This is a genomic window from Amycolatopsis sp. NPDC114504, from assembly GCF_055633595.1.
Window position 1 is genome coordinate 1,156,257 of sequence record NZ_JBVKDU010000003.1, and the last position, 21,924, is coordinate 1,178,180.

21 protein-coding genes and 1 tRNA gene are annotated in these 21,924 nt (G+C 69.7%); 2 read left to right on the top strand and 20 right to left on the bottom strand.

Features of this window, described 5'->3' with window-relative positions; all coding sequences use genetic code 11:
* From ACZ7PG_RS26865 to ACZ7PG_RS26895, 7 genes are all read right to left on the bottom strand, one after another.
* Positions 1–471, bottom strand: a complete 471-nt coding sequence (locus tag ACZ7PG_RS26865; RefSeq protein ID WP_470241827.1) for a hypothetical protein — start codon at positions 469–471, stop codon at positions 1–3.
* 298 nt (positions 472–769) lie between these two features.
* A tRNA-Leu gene (locus ACZ7PG_RS26870) sits at positions 770–846 on the bottom strand.
* A 43-nt stretch (positions 847–889) separates the two neighbouring features.
* Positions 890–1,252, bottom strand: coding sequence for a hypothetical protein (locus ACZ7PG_RS26875; protein WP_470241828.1), 363 nt, complete (start codon positions 1,250–1,252; stop codon positions 890–892).
* Complete coding sequence (locus tag ACZ7PG_RS26880; RefSeq protein ID WP_470241829.1) at positions 1,249–2,241, bottom strand: hypothetical protein; 993 nt, start codon at positions 2,239–2,241, stop codon at positions 1,249–1,251. The genes ACZ7PG_RS26875 and ACZ7PG_RS26880 overlap by 4 nt, the downstream gene beginning before the upstream one ends.
* Positions 2,238–4,580 (bottom strand): hypothetical protein, encoded by a 2,343-nt coding sequence (locus ACZ7PG_RS26885; RefSeq protein WP_470241830.1) that lies wholly within the window; start codon positions 4,578–4,580, stop codon positions 2,238–2,240. The genes ACZ7PG_RS26880 and ACZ7PG_RS26885 overlap by 4 nt, the downstream gene beginning before the upstream one ends.
* A complete protein-coding gene (locus tag ACZ7PG_RS26890; protein WP_470241831.1) occupies positions 4,577–5,794 on the bottom strand; it encodes a hypothetical protein in 1,218 nt (405 codons plus the stop codon). Before ACZ7PG_RS26890 ends, ACZ7PG_RS26885 begins: the two co-directional genes overlap by 4 nt.
* A gap of 39 nt (positions 5,795–5,833) precedes the next feature.
* The gene (locus ACZ7PG_RS26895; protein ID WP_470241832.1) at positions 5,834–6,574 is read right to left on the bottom strand and encodes a Crp/Fnr family transcriptional regulator; all 741 of its coding nucleotides are present in this window, start codon (positions 6,572–6,574) and stop codon (positions 5,834–5,836) included.
* A 179-nt stretch (positions 6,575–6,753) separates the two neighbouring features.
* On the opposite strand from ACZ7PG_RS26895, the gene ACZ7PG_RS26900 reads away from it, so the two are divergent.
* Positions 6,754–7,284: a Pycsar system effector family protein gene (locus ACZ7PG_RS26900; RefSeq protein ID WP_470241833.1), complete on the top strand. Its 531-nt coding sequence runs from the start codon at positions 6,754–6,756 to the stop codon at positions 7,282–7,284.
* Positions 7,285–7,290: 6 nt separating this feature from the next.
* On the opposite strand, the gene ACZ7PG_RS26905 is transcribed toward ACZ7PG_RS26900, so the two are convergent.
* From ACZ7PG_RS26905 to ACZ7PG_RS26930, 6 genes are all read right to left on the bottom strand, one after another.
* On the bottom strand, positions 7,291–7,980 hold the full coding sequence (locus tag ACZ7PG_RS26905; RefSeq protein ID WP_470241834.1) for a Crp/Fnr family transcriptional regulator: 690 nt from the start codon (positions 7,978–7,980) through the stop codon (positions 7,291–7,293).
* Between the two features lie 114 nt (positions 7,981–8,094).
* Positions 8,095–9,429, bottom strand: a complete 1,335-nt coding sequence (locus ACZ7PG_RS26910; RefSeq protein WP_470241835.1) for a ricin-type beta-trefoil lectin domain protein — start codon at positions 9,427–9,429, stop codon at positions 8,095–8,097.
* A gap of 156 nt (positions 9,430–9,585) precedes the next feature.
* Positions 9,586–10,083 carry an SLATT domain-containing protein gene (locus tag ACZ7PG_RS26915; protein ID WP_470241836.1) on the bottom strand — a complete coding sequence of 166 codons (498 nt, stop codon included), beginning with the start codon at positions 10,081–10,083 and terminating at the stop codon, positions 9,586–9,588.
* Positions 10,084–10,116: 33 nt separating this feature from the next.
* The gene (locus ACZ7PG_RS26920) at positions 10,117–11,451 is read right to left on the bottom strand and encodes an NAD(P)/FAD-dependent oxidoreductase (protein WP_470241837.1); all 1,335 of its coding nucleotides are present in this window, start codon (positions 11,449–11,451) and stop codon (positions 10,117–10,119) included.
* An 84-nt stretch (positions 11,452–11,535) separates the two neighbouring features.
* Positions 11,536–12,219, bottom strand: coding sequence for a uracil-DNA glycosylase (locus ACZ7PG_RS26925; RefSeq protein WP_470241838.1), 684 nt, complete (start codon positions 12,217–12,219; stop codon positions 11,536–11,538).
* On the bottom strand, positions 12,216–12,875 hold the full coding sequence (locus ACZ7PG_RS26930; RefSeq protein WP_470241839.1) for an endonuclease V: 660 nt from the start codon (positions 12,873–12,875) through the stop codon (positions 12,216–12,218). Before ACZ7PG_RS26930 ends, ACZ7PG_RS26925 begins: the two co-directional genes overlap by 4 nt.
* 31 nt (positions 12,876–12,906) lie before the next feature.
* On the opposite strand from ACZ7PG_RS26930, the gene ACZ7PG_RS26935 reads away from it, so the two are divergent.
* Complete coding sequence (locus ACZ7PG_RS26935; RefSeq protein ID WP_470241840.1) at positions 12,907–14,400, top strand: S10 family peptidase; 1,494 nt, start codon at positions 12,907–12,909, stop codon at positions 14,398–14,400.
* A 15-nt stretch (positions 14,401–14,415) separates the two neighbouring features.
* Here ACZ7PG_RS26935 and ACZ7PG_RS26940 read toward each other — a convergent pair whose 3' ends face one another.
* From ACZ7PG_RS26940 to ACZ7PG_RS26970, 7 genes are all read right to left on the bottom strand, one after another.
* Entirely contained in the window at positions 14,416–15,186 is a 771-nt protein-coding gene (locus ACZ7PG_RS26940) for a hypothetical protein (protein WP_470241841.1), read from the bottom strand.
* A gap of 54 nt (positions 15,187–15,240) precedes the next feature.
* Positions 15,241–15,963: a hypothetical protein gene (locus ACZ7PG_RS26945; protein ID WP_470241842.1), complete on the bottom strand. Its 723-nt coding sequence runs from the start codon at positions 15,961–15,963 to the stop codon at positions 15,241–15,243.
* Between the two features lie 165 nt (positions 15,964–16,128).
* A complete protein-coding gene (locus ACZ7PG_RS26950) occupies positions 16,129–17,850 on the bottom strand; it encodes a S8 family serine peptidase (RefSeq protein WP_470241843.1) in 1,722 nt (573 codons plus the stop codon).
* 73 nt (positions 17,851–17,923) lie between these two features.
* Positions 17,924–18,922, bottom strand: coding sequence for an ABC transporter ATP-binding protein (locus ACZ7PG_RS26955; protein WP_470241844.1), 999 nt, complete (start codon positions 18,920–18,922; stop codon positions 17,924–17,926).
* The gene (locus tag ACZ7PG_RS26960) at positions 18,915–19,910 is read right to left on the bottom strand and encodes an ABC transporter ATP-binding protein (RefSeq protein WP_470241845.1); all 996 of its coding nucleotides are present in this window, start codon (positions 19,908–19,910) and stop codon (positions 18,915–18,917) included. Before ACZ7PG_RS26960 ends, ACZ7PG_RS26955 begins: the two co-directional genes overlap by 8 nt.
* A 6-nt stretch (positions 19,911–19,916) precedes the next feature.
* Complete coding sequence (locus ACZ7PG_RS26965) at positions 19,917–20,870, bottom strand: ABC transporter permease (RefSeq protein ID WP_470241846.1); 954 nt, start codon at positions 20,868–20,870, stop codon at positions 19,917–19,919.
* Positions 20,863–21,792: an ABC transporter permease gene (locus tag ACZ7PG_RS26970; RefSeq protein WP_470241847.1), complete on the bottom strand. Its 930-nt coding sequence runs from the start codon at positions 21,790–21,792 to the stop codon at positions 20,863–20,865. Before ACZ7PG_RS26970 ends, ACZ7PG_RS26965 begins: the two co-directional genes overlap by 8 nt.
* Between the last annotated feature and the right edge of the window lie 132 nt (positions 21,793–21,924).

Consider the following 21,924-nt stretch of genomic DNA (forward strand, 5'->3'; position numbering starts at 1 on the left):
TCAGGGCCGGGCGGCCCCGTCCGGCCAGCAGACCTGGACCGGGCGGCCGATACTCCGGGCGTAGCTAACGGCGGCGAAGGTCCCCCCGGGCCCCCGGGGAGCCTGGCCGTCCCAGACAGCGACGAGCAGATCGCAGTGATCGGCCACATAGCGCCCGGCGGCCTCGTAGGCGAGCGGGCCGGGTTCGCCGAAGTCCAGCACGACGACTTCGGCCGCCGCGGCGAGCAGCCGCCGGTAGGTCTCGCCGTCCCGCACGGTGGTTTCGTAATCTTGGGCAGGGAGAACGACGTGCACGAGCCCTCCTGCCGCCAGGACGGCCTCGGCGAACAGCTGATCGGCACCATCGGCAAGGCTGGTCATGCCGACGACGGGTCGAGGTAGCCGACGCAGCACGTCGGCGACCTCCGCGCGCACGTGCGCCGTGATCGCGGCGGTCAGCTGCCGGTGCCCGGTCACTCCGACGATCGACATGTCCACCTCCCGCGCCCAGTATCCCGGACGGGGACAGACCTTCGGAGTGAAGCTGTCGGCAACGAGCTTTCCAGCCGGTCTCGGAGACGTCCTCGAAACACCGGGCGAGCAAGGCCGCGGCATCCGCCTTCAGTCCACTCGCGACGATCGCGTCTTCCTGCTTCTCGAGGTTTTCGGCGATCCGGCGACGGATCGCGGTTTCGGCGATCGACAACAGTTTCAACGCGGCGAGGTCCAGGTCGAGCAACGTCGACACCAACCTACGCGCGATCCCGACGGCGTCCGCGAAGAAGGTGAATGGTGCCCCCGACGGGGTTCGAACCCGCACTTTGTCGATTTTAAGTCGACTGCCTCTGCCGATTGGGCTACGGGGGCACCGCACACTCTAGGCGACCGGCACCCACCGCAGCTCAGAGGACTACGCCGCCAGTTTCCAGACCGCCGCCACGATGCCGACCACCAGTGGGTGGACCGTGACGGCCGCGCGGGCCAGGGATCGGAGGACCAGGACCACGCCGCGGTCACCGAGCCAGGCCAGGCGGGTCACGCCGTTGCCGTAGAGGTATGCCAGCTGCGGTGGCGTTCCTCCCGCGCGCCGGCGTGACCGGCTGACCCAGTACTCCGGCAGCACCAGCAGTGCCGCTACCAGCGTCACCGCGTCGCGGACCGGCTCGATCAACGTCCTCAACGCCACCGGTACGACGAACCGGACGACCACGCAGGCCACCGCCACCACCACGAACAGGCCCGGCAACGCCTGCGGGAGCAACGGCCACATCATGCACCGCTTCCCGAGCCGTTCCGCGCGGGCTCGCTGGTCCGGTCTTCGAAGCTCAGCTGCCGCGCCGCGTCCGTGCCGGTCAGGACCCGGTTGATCGAGGTCTGCATCCACTGCATCACGATCCGGACCTGGTCGTCGATCTGCCAGCGGTCCAAAGCGTCCGACTCGATGAGCCGCGTGATGAAGTCGAAGACCTCACGGCGGTGCGTGTCCCTTTCCTGGACGAGCGCGCGCACCACCGGTTCGACGTCCTTCGGGTTCTGCGCCAGCTGCAAGGCGAACTGGTCGAGGTCGCCGTCCTTGATGAGCTCCTTGAACGCCGCGACCTCGGCCTCCAGCCGGACGTTCCGTTCCTTCTGTTCGTCCATCCGCAGGCGCACCAGCACGTTCGTCCACAGTCCGTATTCCGACAGCAGCCAGTTGTTCGGGAACCGCGCGTTGACTGCCTTCTCCGCCGTCTCGACGTCCACGGCCATCAAAGCCCGGCTCGCCTCCCGCAGCCCGGCGAGCAACGGCGGGACGAGCACGGGCCGGATGTCCCGGAGCCCTTCGGCGACGACCAGTTTGGGCTTCTTCACCCGCCACTGGATGTCCGCTTCCGCGCGGAAGACGAAGGCGTCACCCATGCTCGGCAGCGCGATCTCCAGCGAAAGCCGCTGCAGCGAGAGGTCCACCTCGAAGACCGAGCGGAAACCGCCCCAGAGGAGCTCGCCCGCGGTCGGCTGTTTGCGCTGGTCGAAGGCGGACATCCGGCCGTCGCTCTGGACGAACACCCTCGCCACCCACGGCCGCATCGGCGTCCGGTTCCGCACGAAACCCAGCCGGCCGACGCGATCGTCGCTCACGATGGGCGCGTAGGCGGAGCCGTCGAGCGTCCTGACCGTCGGCCGGTCGCCCGAGTCCGGCACCGGCGATTCGGGCTTGTGCTGCTGTTCGACGTCGTCTTCTTCCTTCGGCTCCGCTTCTCCGGAGACCTTCTCCTCGGTCATACGACCACCCTCATTTCGGTCCGGGTACGGATCGACGCGGTCAGCTGGGCCGCCACGTCGGGCTCGAGCGGATCGGCCCAGTCCTTCGTGAGCCGTCCGATCAGGTAGAGGAGCCGTTCCGCGTCACCCTGCTTCTCGACGAGCTCGGCCATGAACCTCGCCAAGACATCGAGCAAGGTCGGCTCCCGTTCCGCGCAACGGATCCACCGGGAGAGGAAGTGCCTTGCCAGCGCGTCACCTTCGCGGGTCCGCAACGACTCGCGCAGCAACGAGGCGATCGGCTCGGTGAGAGCGGAGTCCTGCGAGTGCAAGGTCAGGAGCAGCGGCCACTGCTCGGCGCCGGGCGGGAGCACGGGCCTATCCTCTTTCCCCGCCATTTCGAGGTGGTCGAGCTCGAACCCGTAGAGATCCGTCAGGTGCAGCAAGCTCTGCAACGCGAGCCGGCGAAGGCTGGTCCGCTTGCTGTCGAGCCATCGGCGGAGGCACGCGAGCACCTCGGTCACCCGGCCGAACGCCAGCAGCTTCGCCACGCTGTAGCCGGTGATCCAGACGACGTCCCAGTCATCGCCTTCGTCCAGGGGTTCGCGGCCTTCCGAAGGAGTACCGAGAACCCTGAGCTCTTCGAGCGTCTTGTCGATGCGACGGCGCCCCAGTGCGAACCCATACGTCGCCGCGGCCGTCCAGCGCAGCGATCGGAGATCGGAGCGGCGCCAGTCCTCCAGCCGCTCGATGATGGCCGGTCGCAGGTTGTCGTCCTGCGCCGCCTGGTCCAGCGCGATCGCGGGCGACAAACGGCGGTTGCTCAGCAGCCACCCCCGCTCACCTTCGATGGCACGAGGCTTGATCATCTTCGTGTAGACGTAGACGAAGTCCCTCCGGCAGAGGTATCCCATCACCTGAGCGGCCCGGACCCACATCATCGGGCGGTCGTCTTCGGTCAGCTTCGTCAGCCACTCGTTGATCGAATCCCGCATCCGGTAGTGGTTCAGCCAGACGTGGTCGAGGATGGCGGTCGGGTACCGCGGATCGTGGAACCGCATCAGCGGCATCGGCACCTTTTCGCGGCCGAACGTCGCGTAGCCGTCGACGATCGTCGCTCGCAGCGCGGGGAGCCGGCTCACCTGGTCGTCGGCGAACAAGGACACCCGGCGCTTGTCGTCCTTTCCCGTCGCATTGACCAGCTTGTCGCCCAGCAGCTCAGCCGCTTCGGCCACCAGGTTGTACGGCGCCTCGTTCAGCACCGCCAACGCCACGCGGAAGGCGCTCAGCCGGAGCGCTTCGTCGAGTTCGGCACCTGGCTCCAAGCCCTGCGGAGCGACGAACCACTTCGCCACCTGGCGGTGAACCGCTTGAGCGGCCTCGCGCTCGACGTCCTCACGCGTGAGGACTCCTCGCGCGTGCTGGACGAGAAGAGTGGCCATCCGCACGGACTCCCATGGTCGCGGGCACGGGCCAAGGGCCTCGGCGGTCCACGGAGCCGCGCGCAGCTTCCCGAGAGCGGTTTCGAGGCCGGGCGGGTCCTCGGGCCGGATCTCGTGCCGCACGTACTTGTCGAGCAGAGAAGCCGGTTCCGGCGGCCGGTACTCGAACGCGTACCCGCCGAACACATCGATGAACCGGGAATCCTCGGCCGCGATCAGCACGCAGAACGACGACGCCTTCTTGAGCCGGTCGCGCAGTTCGTCGAGGTTCTGCTCGGTGAGTGCGCCGCTCACCCGGCGGGTGAGCTCGGCGAAGTACCCCGCGTTCTTCTCCGGGAATTCGGCACCGACGAGCGATTTGACGGTCTTTCCGCTGTTGAGCCCGAAGACCCTGCCTTCGGCCACCCGGTCGAGGAGGTGCAACGCCGTCGTGACGCGTCCGGTGCCCGGCTGGCCCCGCAAGAGGATGACGTTCCGCTGCCCGAGCACCTCGCGCATGTCGCTGTGGCCCGCCACGGGGAGGTACCGGGACCTGACCTGCGAGAGCACGTCTTCACGCACGGATCCGGACCGCCGGGAGATCTCTTGCCCGGCATAGATCTGAATTCGATCACCGACCTGGACCTCGCCGACCCGCGGCTCGTTGAAGTACGCGGTCGACGTGTGCTGCGCGAACTTGGGCGACAAGAAGTGGTCCCCTTGCCGGATGGCCTGGTTCACACCCCGGCTCTCGTCGTCGACCCGATCCTTCTCGTCCCCCGGGCTCGCCTTCTGCGGCGTCCCGCGCTTTTGCGTGCCGCTCTTCTGCGCGGTGCCGTTCTGTGGAGCACCACCCTCGGGCGGGCCCTTGGGCGCCGAGGCCGGAGTGGCCGGTGCCGGCGCTTTAGGCGATGGCGCTGCCGGGGTGGATTCGCTCATCGGCCGGCCCCGCGGTTGTCGTTCCACGCCCCGATGACGATCGGCGCGTGGAAGGTCCCGCCTTCGAAGTTCGACGCCGATCCGTGCACCACACCGATCCTGGGTGACGCCTCCGGTGTCACGACGTCCCGGCGACGCGGACCCGGCTCCGGCGGGACGGAGTAGCCGAGGACGCGGACCCAGGACCCCGGCTCGCCGCCGAGCCGCCGGTAGCTGTCCGGCATCACCATCCGCGCCGTCGAGCCGGCGACGAACTGCCGATGGACGCCGTCGGACACGGCCACGACGACGGAACTGTCCTCGACGCCGTCCGAATACCGAGCCGCGTCGGCAGCCGGCGCGCGAGCGTCCCCGAACGCCACTCCCACGGCGATCCGCACATCCGGCGCGTGCGCGGCGAGCGCCTCCTCCAGGTGGTAGAGCCAGACCCCCAGCACGCGTTCGCCCGGCGCTCCGCCGGGCAACGACACCGTGAGGTCATCGTTCACCTTTCCGGGCAACGGGATCCCGGCCGCGGCGAGGGACGCCACGACCACCCGATCCGCGAAGTCCGGGTCGGCGTCGCCATCGACACGGAGATCGAGCGCCAGCGGAGCCACGCCGGCGAGTTCGGCCACCGTCGCGGCGGGAACGCCGGGTACCCGGATCCAGGCGTCGGCGGAGAACCGCTTCTCCGGTTTGTCCACGCGGACGCGTACGAACTCGGCTTCGGAAACTTCGGGGAGACGCTGGCACACGCATCCTTCGAAGATCGGCTGGGACACGACCTGAACGAGGTTGGCCTCGGGCAGTGCCGCCAGGACCGCCCGCGCTTGTTCAGCGTCCAAGAGCCGGTTGACGTGCACCGGTCCGTCCGACGCGTAGCCGTGCGCGGCCGGCAGGGATCCGCCGTGGTGCATCGAAATGCGCAGCCTCAGGCGCGTTTCCGGCCGCCGGGCGTGGTTGAACCGCTCGAGCCGGGCATCGAGCTCCCGGACGAACCGGCCCACCAGCGCCGGCTCGGCGGAGCCGTCGTCGATGCGGGCGAAGAAGCCGTCGCCGCTGTCCTGCACCGCCCACGAGGCTCGATCGAGCCCGGCGATCTCGGCCGCGGCGGACACCGCGTCCGATAGGGCTTGCTGCAGTTCAGCCTGCTGCCGCCCGTCCCGGGTCCCGTATCGCCACATGTCGACGGCCAGCAGCAGCGCCCGTGAGAACTCGGTGTGTTCCGGCAACGCGGCCTCCTCCGGAAGATCGATCTGCTTTTCGATCCCCTAACTCTGAGCCACGTCCGCGTCGCCGACCCCGTATTGATACGGGTTTTGCCGGTCAGGAACCCCGAACCGGGCCAGCCGCTCGAGATCGTCGACTACGATCCGTCGATACTGCCGGCGCACCAGGCCCGACCGGTGCAGCAGCTGCAAAGCCTTCTCGAACGTCGCCAGTGCCACCCCGGCCAGGGACGCGATCTCCGTCTGGGTGAGCGACACGTCGAGGTCCCAGCCCTCCGTCGTGCGCACGCCGTGCCGGCCGACGATCTCGGCGAGCACCCGGCCGACCCGCAGGGGCGCCGGGCAGGCGACGAACTCGGCTCGCCGGTTGTTCGCCCAGTGCAACCGCGAACTGAGCGACGCGGCCATCGCGGCCCACGCGTCCGGATTGCGGTCGAGGAAGTTCTTCAGCTGAGCGCTCTTGATGAGCCTGACGTGAGCGGCGGTGCAGGTCGTCACGTTGGCGGACCGCCGCCGGCCTTCCAGAACCGACATTTCACCCAGCAGGTCACCTCGTCCACGCAGGCCCAGCAGCACCGGACGCCCGAACTCCGTTTCCACGAACACCTTCATGATCCCGTCGAGGACCACCAGTACGTGGTGGCTTTCCTCGCCCTGCCGGATGATCTGCTGGCGCGCGCCGTAGGTCACCGCCGTTCCCAGTTCGAGAAAACCGTCCTGGGTCCGCGCGGACATCCGGCCGAGCAAGCTGCCTTGGGGCCACGACTTCTGGTTCAGCTCCACTCCCCTCCTCGAGTGCGTGCGCCGCAACCACCGTTCCCACATGACGGCGCCGCGCACCACGTCAAAAGGCGGCTTTTCGCATTCGGAGGCGGCGAGTTCCGGTCCCGAAGCCGTCTTAGGACGAGAAGCCGGCGGCCCGGAACGGCGACGATCGAAGGGCGACCGGAAAGGGAGAGAACATGATCAGGAGAGCACCGGCGGGTACGAAAGTCGGACGTGGCGAGGTCGGGGACGAACTCGCCACGACGTTGACCACGGTCACGTTTTTCCAGGGCGCGGTCCAGCACGCCGACGAGAAGGCGCGCACCGTCGTGGCCGTCCAGACCATGATCACCGCGCTGGTGGCCACCCAGGCCGGCCTCCTGGGGAGTGTCAAGGCCGGCTCGGTGCCGCGGACGATCCTCCTCGGGGCGTTGATCTGCTTCGCCCTGGCGTACGCCTTCGCATCACTGCACGTGTTCCTGGCGATCCGGCCCCGGACGACGGCCCCGTCCGGGGCGAACCAGTTCGCGTTCCCGAGCGTCGCCGCCGGAACGGCAGTCACCGGACGCGGTAGTCAGCGAGAGCAGTCCGAACAGGCCCACGAACTCACCCGCCTGCTGGCCGCCTTGGCGATGCGCAAGCACCACCACGTGCGGTTCGCGCTGGCCGGCACCTGCGTGCTCTTCGCGAGCGCCCTGGTCTTGCTGGTCACCGCGGCGCTTCCGTGAGCGGGCTCAGCCGTCGGCGACGGCCGCCAGCCGTTCCTGGTCGCAGACGCACACCCGGCGGTAGCCGGTCTCCACGATTCCCTCCCGCCGCAACCCGGCCAGAGCGCGGTGCACGGTCGGCTCGGCGGCCCCCACCAGCGCGGCGAGTTCCGGCTGGGTGAGGGCGACACCGATCCGGAGGTGCGGGCCGGCGGCGACGCCGTACGACGTCGCGAGCTCACGCAAGACCCTCGCCAAGCGGATCCGCACCTCGCGGCTGCCGAAGTCGATCCGCCGCCGAGTTGCCCAACGGAGCTTCGCGCCGACGCTGCCGCTCACGGCGAGGGACACGTCCGGGAAGCCGAGGAGGAACCGGCGGAACTCGGCTTGGGAGATGAAGCGGGCTTTCACCCGGCCGGCGGTGGTCACGGTGGCGACCCGTGGCTGGCCGTCCATCGCCGCCAACTCGCCGACCAGATCGCCACCGACCCGGATGGCCAGCAGGGCGAGGTGACCCTCCGGGGTGGCACCGGTGACCTTCACACAGCCGTCGACCAGCAGGAAGACGTGCGTACTGGACTCTTGTTCGCGAAGGAGCACCTTCTCGGGCCCGAACTCCCGCGGGATGCCCAGCTCGAGCAGGGCGGCCCGCGCCGTCCGGGACAATCCGGCCAGAAAGCTGCCTCGCGGAAACCTCGCCTCGGCCGGACGGCTCACCGCCCCTCCCCTCGCCCCCCTGGATGGTAGGACGCGGCCGGCACCGGCGCCACCATCGCAAAACGACACGAGGCCGGGTCGGAGAAACGACCCGGCCTCGTGTCTACTGTGGACTCAGTGGAGCGTCCACGACTGGTTCGCCGCTCCTGTGCACGTCCAGATCTGCAGCGGTGTTCCGTCCGCTGAACTCGGGCCCGTCGCGTCCAGGCACTTGCCCGATGCCGGGTTCACCAGCTGGCTGCCCGACGCCGTCCACTGCTGCGCGCCAGTCCCATTGCAGTCGTACAGCTGCACGCGCGACCCGTTCGCCGTGCCTGCCGCGTTCACGTCCAGGCACTTGCCCAACGCCCGCAACGTGCCCGACGTCGCCGTCCACTGCTGCGCGCCGGTTCCGTTGCACGTGTACAAATCCACAACAGTGCCGTTCGCGGAAGAAGCTCCCGCCACGTCGACGCACTTGCCGCCGTAGCCCGTGATCGTTCCGCCGCCGGCCGGGGGCGGGGTCGTCGTGCCGCCGCCCGTGATCGCGTTAAAAATGCGCGAGTACGTGTAGCCCGTTGCGCGGTCGTAGTCCTGCAACTCCCAGAACGACAGCTCTGCCACTCCGTTGGACGCCGCGAACGTCTCCAGCTGCTGCGCGTCCGACTGGCTGAACTGCGCTCCGTCGTCGTTGCGGCCGGCGATCGGCGTCAGGCCCATCATCGCGTATGCCGCCGACGTCGAAATCCCGTACAGGCTTGCCAGCTGGGACGCCGATGCCCGCGCCGCCGAGAGGGCGTCGCCCAGGACCGGCTGGCCGTCGTAGAAGTCCATCACCATCAGGTTGACCACGCTGACCTTGACGCCCTTGCTCTTCGCGTCGCGCAGGAGGTCGAGCTCCTTCGAGGGCAGGCCCGTCGGGTCGACCGCCAGCGTGTAGTCGACCTGGACCGCCGGGTTCTGCTGCTGCAGCGCCGCCAGTGCCGAGTTGCGGCGCTGGTTGGACGCCGTGTCGTTCAGGACGCCGCCCTCGATGTCGAAGTCGAGGCGCGGCGTGCCGTAGGTGTTCACGACGTTGGCGTACGCCGCGGTCAGGCTCGACGTGGTCGTGCACGTCTGGGCCAGCTCGCCGCCTTCCGCGCCGCCGAACGACGGGATGACGTTGCCGCCCGCCGACTGCAGGGCGGTGATCTGCGACTTGAACGAGCCGACGCCGGTGCCGTTCGCCTCCCAGACCGGCGTGCAGCCGGACTGCGGGGTCAGGAACGCCAGCGTGAAGAACTTCGTGCCGGTCGCGTTCATGTCCGCGGCCATCTGGCCGGCGTCGCCGTCGCTGATCTGCAGGTACGGCGCCGCGTAGTGGGCGGGGAAGGCGGGCGTGGCCGCGGCGGCCGTGGACGGTGTCAGTGCGAGCGCGGCGACGACGGGCAGCGCCGCCACGAGTGCCGCTTTGGTACGGGAAAAGGGCATGGCAAAGCTCCAAGGGGGACCGTGGGGAGAGGAGCCGGAGCGGACTTATTCCGCGTTGTGAAGAAAGGGTTTACCCGCTCATCGGCCCAGTTGTCCAGACCATGTCGCTCACCGGCACACAGCCGGATTTTTCCCCGCAATAGCCCCAAAAAGCCCTTATCCGCCGCTTTTGCCGGACGCCTCGTCGGCGCGGCGGTACGCCAGCCAGCGCTGCCCGACCAGGTCCCAGACGCGCTGGTAGTCGTCGAACTTCGCGCGGATCACCTCGACGTCGAGCTCCTCCGGCGGCGTCGACGCGACGTAGAACCCGAGGTCGTCGCGCAGCCGGTAGAAGCGCGACTGGACCTCTTCCATCAGCACCCAGAGCGACCGCCACGCGAAGAACGGCTCGAGCGCGCTCACCACGGTGACGACCGCGACGAGCGCGAACGCCGTCCCGGTCCAGCCGTCGAGGTTCTGCAACCCGAGGATGATCGTCGACGTCGCCGAGAGCGCCAGCGCCACCAACCGGATCGACACCGCCCGCCGCCGGAAGCGGGACTTCCGGCTGCGGGCGTACTCGTTGGCGCGTTCGATCCGGGCCAGCACGTCCTGCGCGAGCTCCAGCGGATCGAGCCCCGGCTTCGGCGGGTCGGACTGGATCGGTGGCTTCACCGGACGGACATTACCGGCGCCACCCGGCCGGACTCAGGACTTCGAGACGCGCGCGAACTCGTCCTTCGGGTTGTTGATCTGCCCGAGCGAGATCACCTCACGCCGGAACAGCCCGCCGAGGATCCAGTCGAAGAGGATCCGGATCTTGCGGTTCCACGTCGGCATCGCCTTGAGGTGGTACGCGCGGTGGAAGAGCCAGGCCGGGAAGCCCTTGATCTTCAGGTTCAGCGCGTCGGCGACGCCCTTGTGCAGGCCCAGACTGGCGACCGCGCCGAGGTTCTTGTGGTAGTAGTCCTTCGGCTTGCCGCCGCGGATCACCTTGATGATGTTCTTCGCCAGCAGCGTCGCCTGGCGGACCGCGTGCTGCGCGTTCGGCGGGCACGTGGCCGTCGGGTCCTCTTCGGTGCGCGAGAGGTCCGGGATCGCGGCGTTGTCGCCCGCGGTCCACACCTCCGGGTGACCGACGACCTGCATCGCGGCCGTCGCCTCGAGGCGGCCGCGCTTGTCGAGCGGCAGGTCCGAGTTGGCCAGCACCGGGTTCGCCTTCACGCCGGCGGTCCAGATGAGGGTGTCGGTGTCGAACTCCGTGCCGTCCGAGAGCACGACGTGGCCGCCCTCGAACGACTTCGCCGCCGTCGACAGGTACACCTCGATGCCGCGCTTCTCCAGCTGCTCGACCGTGTACACGCCGAGGGTCTCGCGGACCTCGGGCAGGATGCGCCCGGCGGCCTCGACGAGCACCCAGCGGACGTCCGCGGGCTGGATGTTCGGGTAGTAGTTCTCGACCGCGAACCGGGTCATGTCCTCGAGCTCGGCCAGCGCCTCGATGCCGGCGAACCCGCCGCCGACGACGGTGAACGTCAGCAGGCGCTTGCGCAGCTCGGGGTCGAGCGTGCTGGCGGCCTCGTCGAGCTTGGTCATGATGTGGTTGCGGAGGTAGATCGCCTCGCCGATGGTCTTGAAGGCGATGCCCTGCTCGACCAGGCCCGGGATCGGCAGGATGCGGGCGACGGCGCCGAGCGCGACGACCAGGATGTCGTAGCCCAGCTGCTCGATGTGGCCGTCGGCCGCCTCGACCGTGACGGACTTCTTGTCGTTCTCGATCTTGGTGACGCGCGCGGTCAGCACGTGGCAGCGCTTGAGCACGCGGCGCAGCGGCACGACCACGTGCCGGGGCTCGATCGCGCCGGCCGCGGCCTCCGGGAGGAACGGCGCGTAGGTCATGTGGGGCTGCGGGTCAACGACGGTCACGGAGGCCTCGTTGGCCCGGAGCATCTTCTGGAGGCCGTACGCCGTGTAGAGCCCGACGTACCCACCACCGAGGACGAGGATCCGAGTCGGTTCCGACTTCGACTTCGCAGCAGCCATGTCCTCATGGTGACACCTTCCGGAGCGCCTCGCTCGGGGACCCCATCTCGCTGTGACCAGCGTCGCTGCGGTTTCCGTAACGATTCAGTTCGGACGTGTCACCGAGGTCGCGGCCCGGAACACGTCGACCACCATGGCGTGGGTCACGAGCCGAGTCTGGACATTCCGCGGCGACACGTGGTAGCAGCCGAAAAGTCGCAGGTCGTCCAGTTCGACGACGGCGCCGTGCGCGAACGCCGGACGCGGTCGGGGCACCGGCCAGCCGGCCGCGGCGAGCACGGGCAGTAACGCCTGCCAGCCGAACGCGCCGAGCACGACGATCGCGCGCAGTGTCGGACGTAACAGCGTGAGTTCCTCCGCGAGCCACGGACGGCAGGTGTCACGCTCGGCCGGCGTCGGCTTGTTGTCCGGCGGGGCGCAGCGCACGGGCGAGACGAGCCGGGTGCGGTAGAGCTCGAGGCCGTCGCCGAGCCGCTCCGACGTCGGCTGCGACGCGAGCCCGACCTCGTGCAGCACCCGGAAGAGGAAGTCACCCGACGGGTCGCCGGTGAACATCCGGCCGGTGCGGTTCGCGCCGTGCGCCGAGGGCGCCAGCCCGACCACCGCGATCGACGCGTCCGGCGGCCCGAAGCCCGGCACGGGCCGCGCCCAGTACTCCTCGCCGCGGAAGGCCGCCTTCGTGCCCACGACGCCTTCGCGCCAGGTCACCAGCCGCGGACAGGCGCGGCACCCGGCGACAGCGGCGTCCAGTTCCGCGAGCGACCTCATTTCAGCGCCGCCCGGGACAGCCGGTCGGCCTGGCGCGTCGTCTCGGGCAGGCGGTAGCGCGGGGCCAGTGCCAGCGTGAGCCGGCAGGCGTGCGCCAGGTCGATCCGGTGCCCGGCCGAGACGTAGACCGGCTTGACGCCGTCCTGGGTCCGCAGCACCGCGCCGACCTCTTCCCCGGCGTCGACCAGCGGCACCGAAGCGCCCCGGGACGCCGCGGGAGCGTCGTGCGTGCCGACGAACCGCGTCTTGCCGACGCCGAACGCGGGCCGGCCGGTCAGCACGCCGAGGTGGCAGGCGAGGCCGAAGCGCCGCGGGTGGGCGAGGCCGTGGCCGTCGCAGACCAGGACGTCCGGCTCGTGGTCCAGCCGCTCGAGCGCGGCCAGCAGCGGCGGCAGCTCGCGGAAGGCGAACAGGCCCGGCTCGTAGGGGAAGACGGCCCGCGCGCGGTGCGTCCGCCGCTCGACCACGGTGAGCCCGGTGGTCTCGAGGGTGACGACGGCCGCGGCGATCCCGTCGGCGCCGTCGTAGGCGACGTCGAGGCCGGTCACCGTCGGCGGCAGCTCCGGGAGGTCGTCGGTGAGATCGACCAGGCCGCGCAGCCGTTCCTGCACGGCGAGCGCGTCCTCCGCCGTCTTCGGCCAGTCCCCGGTGTGCACCAAGTCACCCTGCCACAACTAGGTTGGGTCCATGGCGGACACGACCCCCGAAGAGGCTCCCGAAAAGAAGGCTCCGGAAACGACGGAGATCCCGGCCGAGCCGACCGACGACATCGTCACGACTCGGCACACGATCACCGTGAAGCGGAAGAAGCTTTCCTACACGGCCAAGACGGGCCGGATCGTCCTCCGCAGGGAGATCGTCAAGGACGGCAAGTCGGAGGGGCACAAGGCGAAGGCGGAGGTGTTCCTCACCTCCTACACCCTCGACGACGCCGACCCGGGCTCGCGGCCGGTGACGTTCGCCTTCAACGGCGGCCCCGGCTCGTCGAGCATCTGGCTGCACATGGGCCTGCTGGGCCCGCGCCGGGTGCTCTCGGGCGACGTCGACGACCTCGTGCCGCCGCCGTACGGGCTGGCCGACAACCCCGAGACGCTGCTGGCGCACAGCGACCTCGTGTTCATCGACCCGGTGTCGACCGGCTACTCGCGCGCGTCCGAAGGCGGCGAGACCAAGGACTTCCACGGCTTCAAGGGCGACATCGAGTCGGTCGGCGAGATCATCCGGCTGTGGGTTTCGCGGCACCAGCGCTGGCTGTCGCCGAAGTTCCTGGCCGGCGAGTCGTACGGCACGCTGCGCGCCGCCGGGCTGGCCGCGCACCTGCAGGAGCGGCACGGGCTCTACCTCAACGGCCTGCTGCTGATCTCGTCCGTGCTCGACCTCGGCACGCTGCGGTTCACCGAGGGCAACGACCTGCCGTACTCGCTGTACGTGCCGACGTACGCGGCGATCGCGCACTACCACGGCCTGCACGGCGAGCGCCCGCTCGACGACGTCCTCGCCGACGCCGAGGACTTCGCGGCGAAGGACCTGCCGTGGGCCCTCTCCCGTGGCGCCCGGCTGTCCACGCGGGACCGGGCCGAAGCCGTGGCCACGCTGGCGTCGCTGACCGGGCTCACCGAGTCCTATGTGGACCGGGTGAACCTGCGGATCGAGCACGTGCGGTTCTTCACCGAGCTGCTGCGCGACCGCGGCCTGACGGTCGGCCGGATGGACGGCCGCTTCACGACGTGGGAGCCGGACGGCGGCCGCGAGCACATGAGCGACGACCCGTCGATCTCCCGCGTGATCGGCGCGTACGCGGCGGCGTTCAACCACTACGTGCGGGCCGAGCTCGGGTACGAGAACGACCTGCCGTACGAGCTCATCCACGAGGACACGTTCAAGGCGTGGTCGTACGCGGACTTCGAGGGCCGCTCGGTGTCGGTGGTGGACTCGGTGAGCGCGGCGATGCGCGCGAACCCGCACCTTCAGGTCCACGTGGCGTTCGGCCACTACGACGGCGCGACGGCCTACTTCGCGGCCGAGCACGTGCTGGCCCACCTGCAGATCCCGGAGGAGCTGCGCGACAACATCGACACGGCGTACTACCCGGCCGGGCACATGATGTACGTCCACGAGCCGACCCGGGTGCAGCAGGCCAAGGACCTCGCGAAGTTCGTCAAGAAGGCCTCGAACCGCTGACTGGCCGGCTGGTCTTCACCGGGACGCCGGTGGAGACCAGTCGACGGCGGTCTGCGGCGGGACCGGTTCGCCGTAGTGGCCGGGTGGCAGCGGACGGCGGCCCCGGACGTACGCGACCAGCTCCGCGGCCGTGACCAGCACGGCGTACGCGACCAGCCACGGCGTGTACGACGGCGGCAGCCGGTGGGCGACGACGTCCAGCAGCGGCGGAACCGCGACCAGGGCCGGCGCCGCGCTGTGGAGGTTCTCCGCCTGCACCTGCCGGTACACCGCGAACGACGCCTCGTCCTCGGCGAGGACCGGGCCGCGCAGGAAGCCGGTCAGGATCGCGCCCGAGCAGAGCGCGCTGATCGCGAGCAGGATCAGCCAGCCCGCGGCGTACCTCCCCGGGAGCAGCGAAACCGCGAGCGTCGCGCCGCCGCCGTAGGCCAGTACCCCCGACGCGACGAACCAGGCGTCGAGCGGTTTCGGCGCCGGACCGGGCCACGGCTGGGTGTGCTTCGCCAGCTGCGACTGCCGGGACCGGACGCCCCGCCAGATCGTCAGCTGGATGGCGAAGTAGGCGAAGTACACGGCCATGCTCAGAGGTGTGCCGAAGAGCTGCCCGAAGCCGAGCCCGCCGACGAGCGCGAGCACGCCGAACAGCAGGAACCACGGCAGGCTGCGGTTCGTGAAGGCGTTGCGGGTGAGCAGCAGCGCGTCGATGTACGGCGTCGGTGCCGCCACGCGCCGGCCGCGGCTCGCCAGCCAGCGCAGACCCATCTCTTGCTCGGCTCCGGTGCTCATGCCGTCTCCCCGTAGTAGCTGTCAGTGGCCAAACGCGCGGAGTGCCGCGACGGTTTACCGGCCGTAGAAACCCGGCGGCAGCTTCCGGAACCGCGTCCGCAGCCAGCCGGTCAGCTGCAGGCCCAGCACGACGACCAGGTAGGCCACCGCGAACCACTCGAACGGGCTGTGCACGGACTGGGGCATCACCACCACGCCGAACAGCGCCGACGGTGCGTAGCGGTAGGCGTCCTGGGCCCGGAGCTGGCCGTCGACGGCCAGTGAGGCGGGGTCCTCCGCGATGACCGGGGCGCGCAGGATCCGCCCGGCGATCGCCACGGTCGCGGCGGCTCCGGCCGCCAGCGCGAACGTCTGAGCGAAGGCGTCGACGGACGGCGCCACCACGATCTCGGCCGCGGACAGCGCGGCGCCGCCGAGGAACGTGATCGCCGCGGCGGCCAGGTACCACCCGCCCACCTGCCGCACCGCCTCCCGCGGCGCCGGCGGGGTACCGGTGCCCGCCAGGCGTTCGGCGAGCTCTTCGCGGCGGCGGATCTCCCGCGACCGGACCACCTGCACGACCGCGACGGCGGCGAAGAGCACCCCGAACCAGCCGGGCATCTCATGGAGGAGGGGGCTCACCGCGGCCAGCACGAGGCCGACGGCCACGCCCCACGGCGTCGTCTTGGCCGCCCACTCCCGGGACCCGAGGCGCAGGGCCAGCAGCCGGGTCGGGAGCCAGACCACCACCCCGCGGCGCCCCAGCCACATGCGCGCGGCGTTCACCTCCACGAGCATCGGTTCGCCCGGCAACCTCGGATCGACCGGTAACGCCGGTTCACGCACTTCCACCCGAAACCTCCCCCGCGTCCCGGTGTACACGCGCGACACCGGCCGAAGGTTGGCTGGCCGGAGACGCGAAACGGCCCACCCCCGGCGGAGGTGGGCCGTCGCGCGGGAGAACTACTTCAGGTACTGCGACCCGTGGGTCACCGCCGAGTACGCGTCGACCGCGCCGTGGCCGTAGAAGCCGTTGAACGACGGGTCACCCGTGCACGTCGCCGTGAACTCCGGTCCGCGGCCTTCGTCCACGTAGTCCACCGTGCGCGGCACCGGGCAGGCGATCTGCGACGCCGTGCCCTCGAGGACGCGCTGGACCTTGTCCGGGTCCAGGCCGAACTCGCCCTTGGTCTTCTTGCCGTACTGGGACACGATCAGCGCCGACACACCCGTCGCGTGCGGCGTCGCCATCGACGTGCCCTGGAGCCACTGGTAGTAGCCGACCCGGCCGTCGGCCGCCGTCGCCTTCTGGACGCCCAGTGCGACGCCCGCCGGCGTCACGTTGCCCGCCGCGTCGATGTTGCCCTCGGCGACACCCACGTTCTTCGGGTACGTCGAGAGGATCTCGTTCTCGACCGTGCGGAACCACGGCGTGCCGAAACCGTCGCGGAAGTACCCGCCCGGGCCGGAAACCGAAATCTGCTCGGTGCCGTAGTTCGAGTAGTCCGCCTTCGCCTGCGACGGGCCGAACGCGCCGACGCCGATGGTGTGGTTGCCCTCCACCGGCAGGCTCAGGCACGAGCTGTTGTCGACCGGACGCGGGTGCGTCGAGTTCGCCGGGTAGTCCGGGCTCGTGGTGTCCGGCTGCGGCGCGCCGAGGTCGGTGTGCTGGTTGCCCAGCGCGACCACCATCGTGACGCCCTTCTTGTGCGCGTAGTTCAACGCGCGCTGGGTCGCCTCGATGATCGTGCGCTGCTCGGCCTGCTCCGCGGCCGAGTCGGCCGGGTTCGCGGCGCAGTTGTACAGCCACGGGTCGGTGTAGAAGCTCATGTTGACGACGTCGATGCCCGCGTCGCCGGCGTAGGTCAGCGCGTCGACGGTCGGCTGCAGGAAGAAGTAGCCCGAGTCCTGGCCGGCGCGGATGTTCACCAGCGTCACGTTCGGCGCGACACCGGAGACGCCGAAGCCGTTGGCCGCGGCGGCGATGGTGCCGGCGACGTGCGTGCCGTGGCCGCCGTCGTCGTGGTTGACCGGGTCGACGCAGCCGCGGAACTCACACGGGCCGTCGACCTCGACGCCGTTGACGTCGAACGGGATGTCCTTGGTGAAGTTGCGCGAGTCGGCCGCGTCGAAGTTCGGCGCGATGTCCGGGTGCGTGCCGTCGATGCCGGTGTCGATGACGCCGACCTTGACCTGCTTGCTGCCGGCCTGCTTGGTGCGCGAGAGGTCCGAGCGGACGGACTTGAGGCCCCAGAGCTGGTCGTCCAGCGGGTCCATCCCGACGGCCTTGGTGGCGGCGGCCTTCTTCGAAGCGGCGCCGCGGCCTTCCTTCTCGGCGTTGTCGTTCTTGGCCTTCTTGCCGTTCTTCGGCAGCGAGCCGATGACCTGGGCCTTGGCCGCGCCGAACACGGCCCGGTTCGCCGAGACGCGCTCGGTGAACCCGGTGGCCGGGGCGCTGGCCTTGATGAGGCCGACGGCGGTGTTCGTCTCCAGCACGGTGCCGCCCGCGGCGCGGATGGCCTGCTGGGCGGTGCCGATGCTCTGCGTGTCCTTGGCGAGCACGGTGAACTCGGTCGCCGGGCCGGCCAGCGCGGGCTGCGCCGACGCGACCGGGACCGCGACGGCCGAGATCGCCCCGAACAGCGGGACGGCCAAAGCCGCGGCGAGAAGCCTGGGTCTGTGCACGATTCTCCTCCTCGGGAAAGCGGTTCCTGCACCGTATAGACCGGACAATGCAGCCACAACGGCCGAAAGGACGTTATGGAACAACCGACTTCTGTTCGGCGAAGTGACATGCTGACAAGTGGCCGTCGGTCCTCGGCACCAGCTCCGGGACCTCGGTGGCGCACCGGTCCTGCGCTTTCCAGCAGCGCGTGCGGAACCGGCAGCCGGACGGGGGATCCAGGGGACTCGGCACGTCGCCCTCGAGCCGGATGATCTGCCGCTGCCCGCGCACGGACGGGTCCGCCACCGGCACCGCGGACAGCAGCGCCTGGGTGTACGGGTGGGACGGTCGTTCGTAGATCTCCTCGTCCGTCCCGATTTCGACGATCTTGCCGAGGTACATCACCGCGACCCGATTGGACAGGTGCCGCACCACGGAGAGGTCGTGCGCGATGAACACGTAGGACAGTCCGAACTCGTCCTGCAGGTCGCCCAGCAGGTTCATCACCTGCGCCTGGATCGAGACGTCCAAGGCGGACACCGGCTCGTCGCAGATGATCACCTTCGGCCGCAGCGCGAGCGCCCGCGCGATGCCGATGCGCTGGCGCTGTCCGCCGGAGAACTGGTGCGGGTAGCGGTTGAGGTGCTCGGGGTTGAGCCCGACGACCTCCAGCAGCTCCTGCACCTTCGTGGCGCGCGATCCCTTGGGCGCCACGTCGGTGTGGATCTCGAACGGCTCGCCGACGATGTCGCCGACGGTCATCCGCGGGTTCAGCGACGTGTACGGGTCCTGCAGCACGATCTGGATCTCACGCCGCAGCTTCCGCAGTTCGGTGCCGCGCATCGCGAAGATGTCGCGGCCTTCGAACTTCGCGGTGCCGCCGGTCGGCTCTTCCAGGCGCATCAGGACCTGCGCCAAAGTCGACTTGCCGCAGCCGGACTCGCCGACGACGCCGAGCGTCTCGCCGGGCATCAGGTCGAACGAGACGCCGTCGACCGCCTTGACCTGGCCGACCGTGCGCTTGAACAGGACGCCGGTGCGGACCGGGAAGTACTTCTGGAGCTCGGTGACCGAAAGGATGGGTTCAGGCACGGGAGTTCACCACCTCTTCGGCGAAGTGGCACGCGCTGGTCCGCCCGAAGCCGATCCCGTGCGGGGCCGGGACCTCTTCGGAGCACCGGGCTTCGGCGCGTTTGCAGCGCGGGTGGAACGGGCAGCCCGGCGGGATGTCGAGCAGGCTCGGCGGCAGGCCCTTGATGGTTTCCAGCGTCTGTCCTTTGAGGTCGAGCCGGGGCAGGGAGTCCATCAGCGCGGCGGTGTAGGGGTGGGCCGGCGCGCGGAACAGCTCGACGACGTCGGCCTGTTCGACGATCCGGCCCGCGTACATCACCGCGATCCGGTCGGCGACCTCCGCGACCACGCCGAGGTCGTGCGTGATGAGGACGAGCCCCATCTTGCGTTCGGCCTGGATCTCGGCGAGCAGGTCCATGATCTGGGCCTGGACGGTGACGTCGAGCGCGGTGGTCGGCTCGTCGGCGATGAGCAGGTCCGGGTCCAGCGCCAGGGACATCGCGATCATCGCGCGCTGGCGCATGCCGCCGGAGAACTGGTGCGGGTAGTCCTTGATCCGCCGGTCGGCGGCCGGGATGCGGACGATGTCGAGCAGCTCGATCGCGCGCTTGCGAGCGTCCTTCTTGGACATCCCGAGCCGGACGCGCAGCTGCTCCTCGATCTGGAAACCGACGGTGAAAACGGGGTTCAGCGCGGACAGCGCGTCCTGGAAGATCATCGCGACCTCGCTGCCGCGCACCTCCCGGCGGCGGTCCTCGGACGCGGTCAGCAGGTCCTCGCCGCGCCAGCGCACCGTACCGCCGGTGATCACGCCGGGTGGCATGTCGAGGATGCCCATCACCGTCTGCGCGGTGACGCTCTTGCCGGAACCGGACTCGCCCAGCACCGCCAGGGTCTCCCCGGCGTGCACCGAGTAGCCGACGCCGTTGAGCACCTTGGCCACGCCGTCGGAGGTGCGGAACTCGACGTGCAGATCCTCTACTTCGAGCAGGAGTTCGTTGTCGGACAAGGGGATCTACCTCGACTTCGGATCGAGCGCGTCGCGGATGCCGTCACCCAGCATCACGAAGGCCAGCACGGTCAGGGTGACGAAGGCGCCGGGGAACAGCAGCATGTGCGGGTCCACCCGGAAGTAGTCCCGCGAGTCGCTGATCATCACGCCCCACGAGATCACCGGCGGGCGCACGCCGATGCCGAGGTAGGCCAGCGTCGCCTCGGCGCCGATGAACGCGCCGAGCGCGATGGTGGCGTACACCAGCACCGGGGCGAGGGTGTTCGGCAGCAGGTGCCGGAAGATGATCCGCGGGGTGCTCGCGCCGAGGCCGCGCGCGGCCTTGACGTAGTCGAGCTGCTTGGCCACCAGCGTCGCCGACCGCATGATGCGCATGGCCACCGGCCAGCTCAGCACGGCGATGGAGCAGACCACCTGGACGATGATCGTGACCGCGCCGGGGTTCGAGCCGGGCGCGTTGAACGTCGTCAGGATGACGATCGCGCCGAGCACGAACGGCAGGCCCGCGAAGATGTCGCCGAAGCGCGACAGGATGCTGTCGACGAACCGCCCGTAGTAGCCGGCGAAGATGCCGACGAGCGATCCGAAGAGGACGGTCAGCAGCGTCGAGAACACCCCGACCAGCAGGGACGCGCGGGCGCCGTAGATGGTGCGGGCGTAGACGTCGTAGCCCTGGTTGTCGTAGCCGAACCAGGCGTCCGCGGACGGGCCTTCGTTGGCGTGCGTCAGGTCGCTGAAGCCCGCTTCCCGCGAGCTGAACAGGCCGGGCGCGATGGCGATCAGCAGGATCAGCAGGATTATCACGGCCGAGATGACGAACGCCGGTTTGCGCCGGAGCTGGCGCCACGCGTCGTTCCAGAGGCTGCGCGGTTTCTGCGGGCCGGTGCCGGAGTCGTCGATACGGGACAGCTCGGCCGCGTCGGCCCCGCCGCCACCCACCAGGTTCGGGTCAGTCATAGCGGATCCTCGGGTCGAGAACGGCGTACAGCAGGTCGACGACCAGGCTCATCAGCAGGTACACCAGCACCAGCAGGACGACCACGCCGACGACGGTCGCGCTCTCCCGGTTCTGGATGCCGCGGAAGATGAGCCCGCCGAGGCCGTTGATGTTGAACACGCCTTCGGTGACGATCGCGCCGCCCATCAGGGCGCCCAGGTCGGTGCCGAGGAACGTGAGCACCGGGATCACCGAGTTGCGCAGCAGGTGGACACCGACGACGCGGCTCTGCGGCTGTCCCTTCGCGATGGCCGTCCGGACGTAGTCGGCGCGGCGGTTTTCGGCGATGCTCGTTCTCGACAGCCTCGCGACGTAGGCCATGGACAGGCTGCCCAGCGCGATGCCGGGCACGATCAGCTCGCCGACGCTGGGGTTGTCGGACACGCTGGCCTCGATCAGGCCGAGGCCGTTGCTGCCGAGGGCGAGCTGCAGCACGATCGCCGTGACGAACACCGGCAGCGAGATCAGGAACGTGGTCGAGACCAGGACGAGGTTGTCGAGGAAACCCTTGCCGCGCAGGCCGGTCAGCACGCCGGCGGTGAGCCCGATGAGGGCCTCGATGACCACGGCGATCACGGCCAGGCGCAACGTGATCGGGTACGAGGTGGCGATCAGCTCGCCCACCGACGTCCCGTTGAAGGTCTCGCCCCAGTCGCCGGTGAACAGGCTCCCGAGGTACTTGAAGTACTGGACGAAGAGGTTGTCGTCGAGGTGGAACTTCTCCGTCATCTGGGCGATGTAGGCCTTCGGGCAGGCGGCCTGGCCGCACTTGCCGGAGAACGGGTCGCCGGGCACGGCCCAGACCAGGACGTAGATGAGGAAGGTGGTGCCGAAGAACACCGGGATCAGCTGGAGCAGCCGTCGCAGGACATAACGGGTCATGACGTTCCTAGTGCGCGCCGGGCGTTGGGGGGGGGGGGGGGGTGCCCCCCCCCGCGACGGGGGGGGGGGTGTGGGAGGGCCGGGCGGTCACCGCTCCTTTCCTCGTTCACTGTGCTGTCGTCCGGCATCTTA

What these genes read in the sequence shown, in the direction of transcription:
- ACZ7PG_RS26865 (WP_470241827.1), bottom strand. Translation starts at nt 471, where the DNA reads ATGTCGATCGTCGGAGTGACCGGGCACCGGCAGCTGACCGCCGCGATC.
- ACZ7PG_RS26875 (WP_470241828.1), bottom strand. Translation starts at nt 1,252, where the DNA reads ATGATGTGGCCGTTGCTCCCGCAGGCGTTGCCGGGCCTGTTCGTGGTG.
- ACZ7PG_RS26880 (WP_470241829.1), bottom strand. Translation starts at nt 2,241, where the DNA reads ATGACCGAGGAGAAGGTCTCCGGAGAAGCGGAGCCGAAGGAAGAAGAC.
- ACZ7PG_RS26885 (WP_470241830.1), bottom strand. Translation starts at nt 4,580, where the DNA reads ATGAGCGAATCCACCCCGGCAGCGCCATCGCCTAAAGCGCCGGCACCG.
- ACZ7PG_RS26900 (WP_470241833.1), top strand. Translation starts at nt 6,754, where the DNA reads ATGATCAGGAGAGCACCGGCGGGTACGAAAGTCGGACGTGGCGAGGTC.
- ACZ7PG_RS26910 (WP_470241835.1), bottom strand. Translation starts at nt 9,429, where the DNA reads ATGCCCTTTTCCCGTACCAAAGCGGCACTCGTGGCGGCGCTGCCCGTC.
- ACZ7PG_RS26920 (WP_470241837.1), bottom strand. Translation starts at nt 11,451, where the DNA reads ATGGCTGCTGCGAAGTCGAAGTCGGAACCGACTCGGATCCTCGTCCTC.
- ACZ7PG_RS26925 (WP_470241838.1), bottom strand. Translation starts at nt 12,219, where the DNA reads ATGAGGTCGCTCGCGGAACTGGACGCCGCTGTCGCCGGGTGCCGCGCC.
- ACZ7PG_RS26935 (WP_470241840.1), top strand. Translation starts at nt 12,907, where the DNA reads ATGGCGGACACGACCCCCGAAGAGGCTCCCGAAAAGAAGGCTCCGGAA.
- ACZ7PG_RS26940 (WP_470241841.1), bottom strand. Translation starts at nt 15,186, where the DNA reads ATGAGCACCGGAGCCGAGCAAGAGATGGGTCTGCGCTGGCTGGCGAGC.
- ACZ7PG_RS26945 (WP_470241842.1), bottom strand. Translation starts at nt 15,963, where the DNA reads ATGCTCGTGGAGGTGAACGCCGCGCGCATGTGGCTGGGGCGCCGCGGG.
- ACZ7PG_RS26965 (WP_470241846.1), bottom strand. Translation starts at nt 20,870, where the DNA reads ATGACTGACCCGAACCTGGTGGGTGGCGGCGGGGCCGACGCGGCCGAG.
- ACZ7PG_RS26970 (WP_470241847.1), bottom strand. Translation starts at nt 21,792, where the DNA reads ATGACCCGTTATGTCCTGCGACGGCTGCTCCAGCTGATCCCGGTGTTC.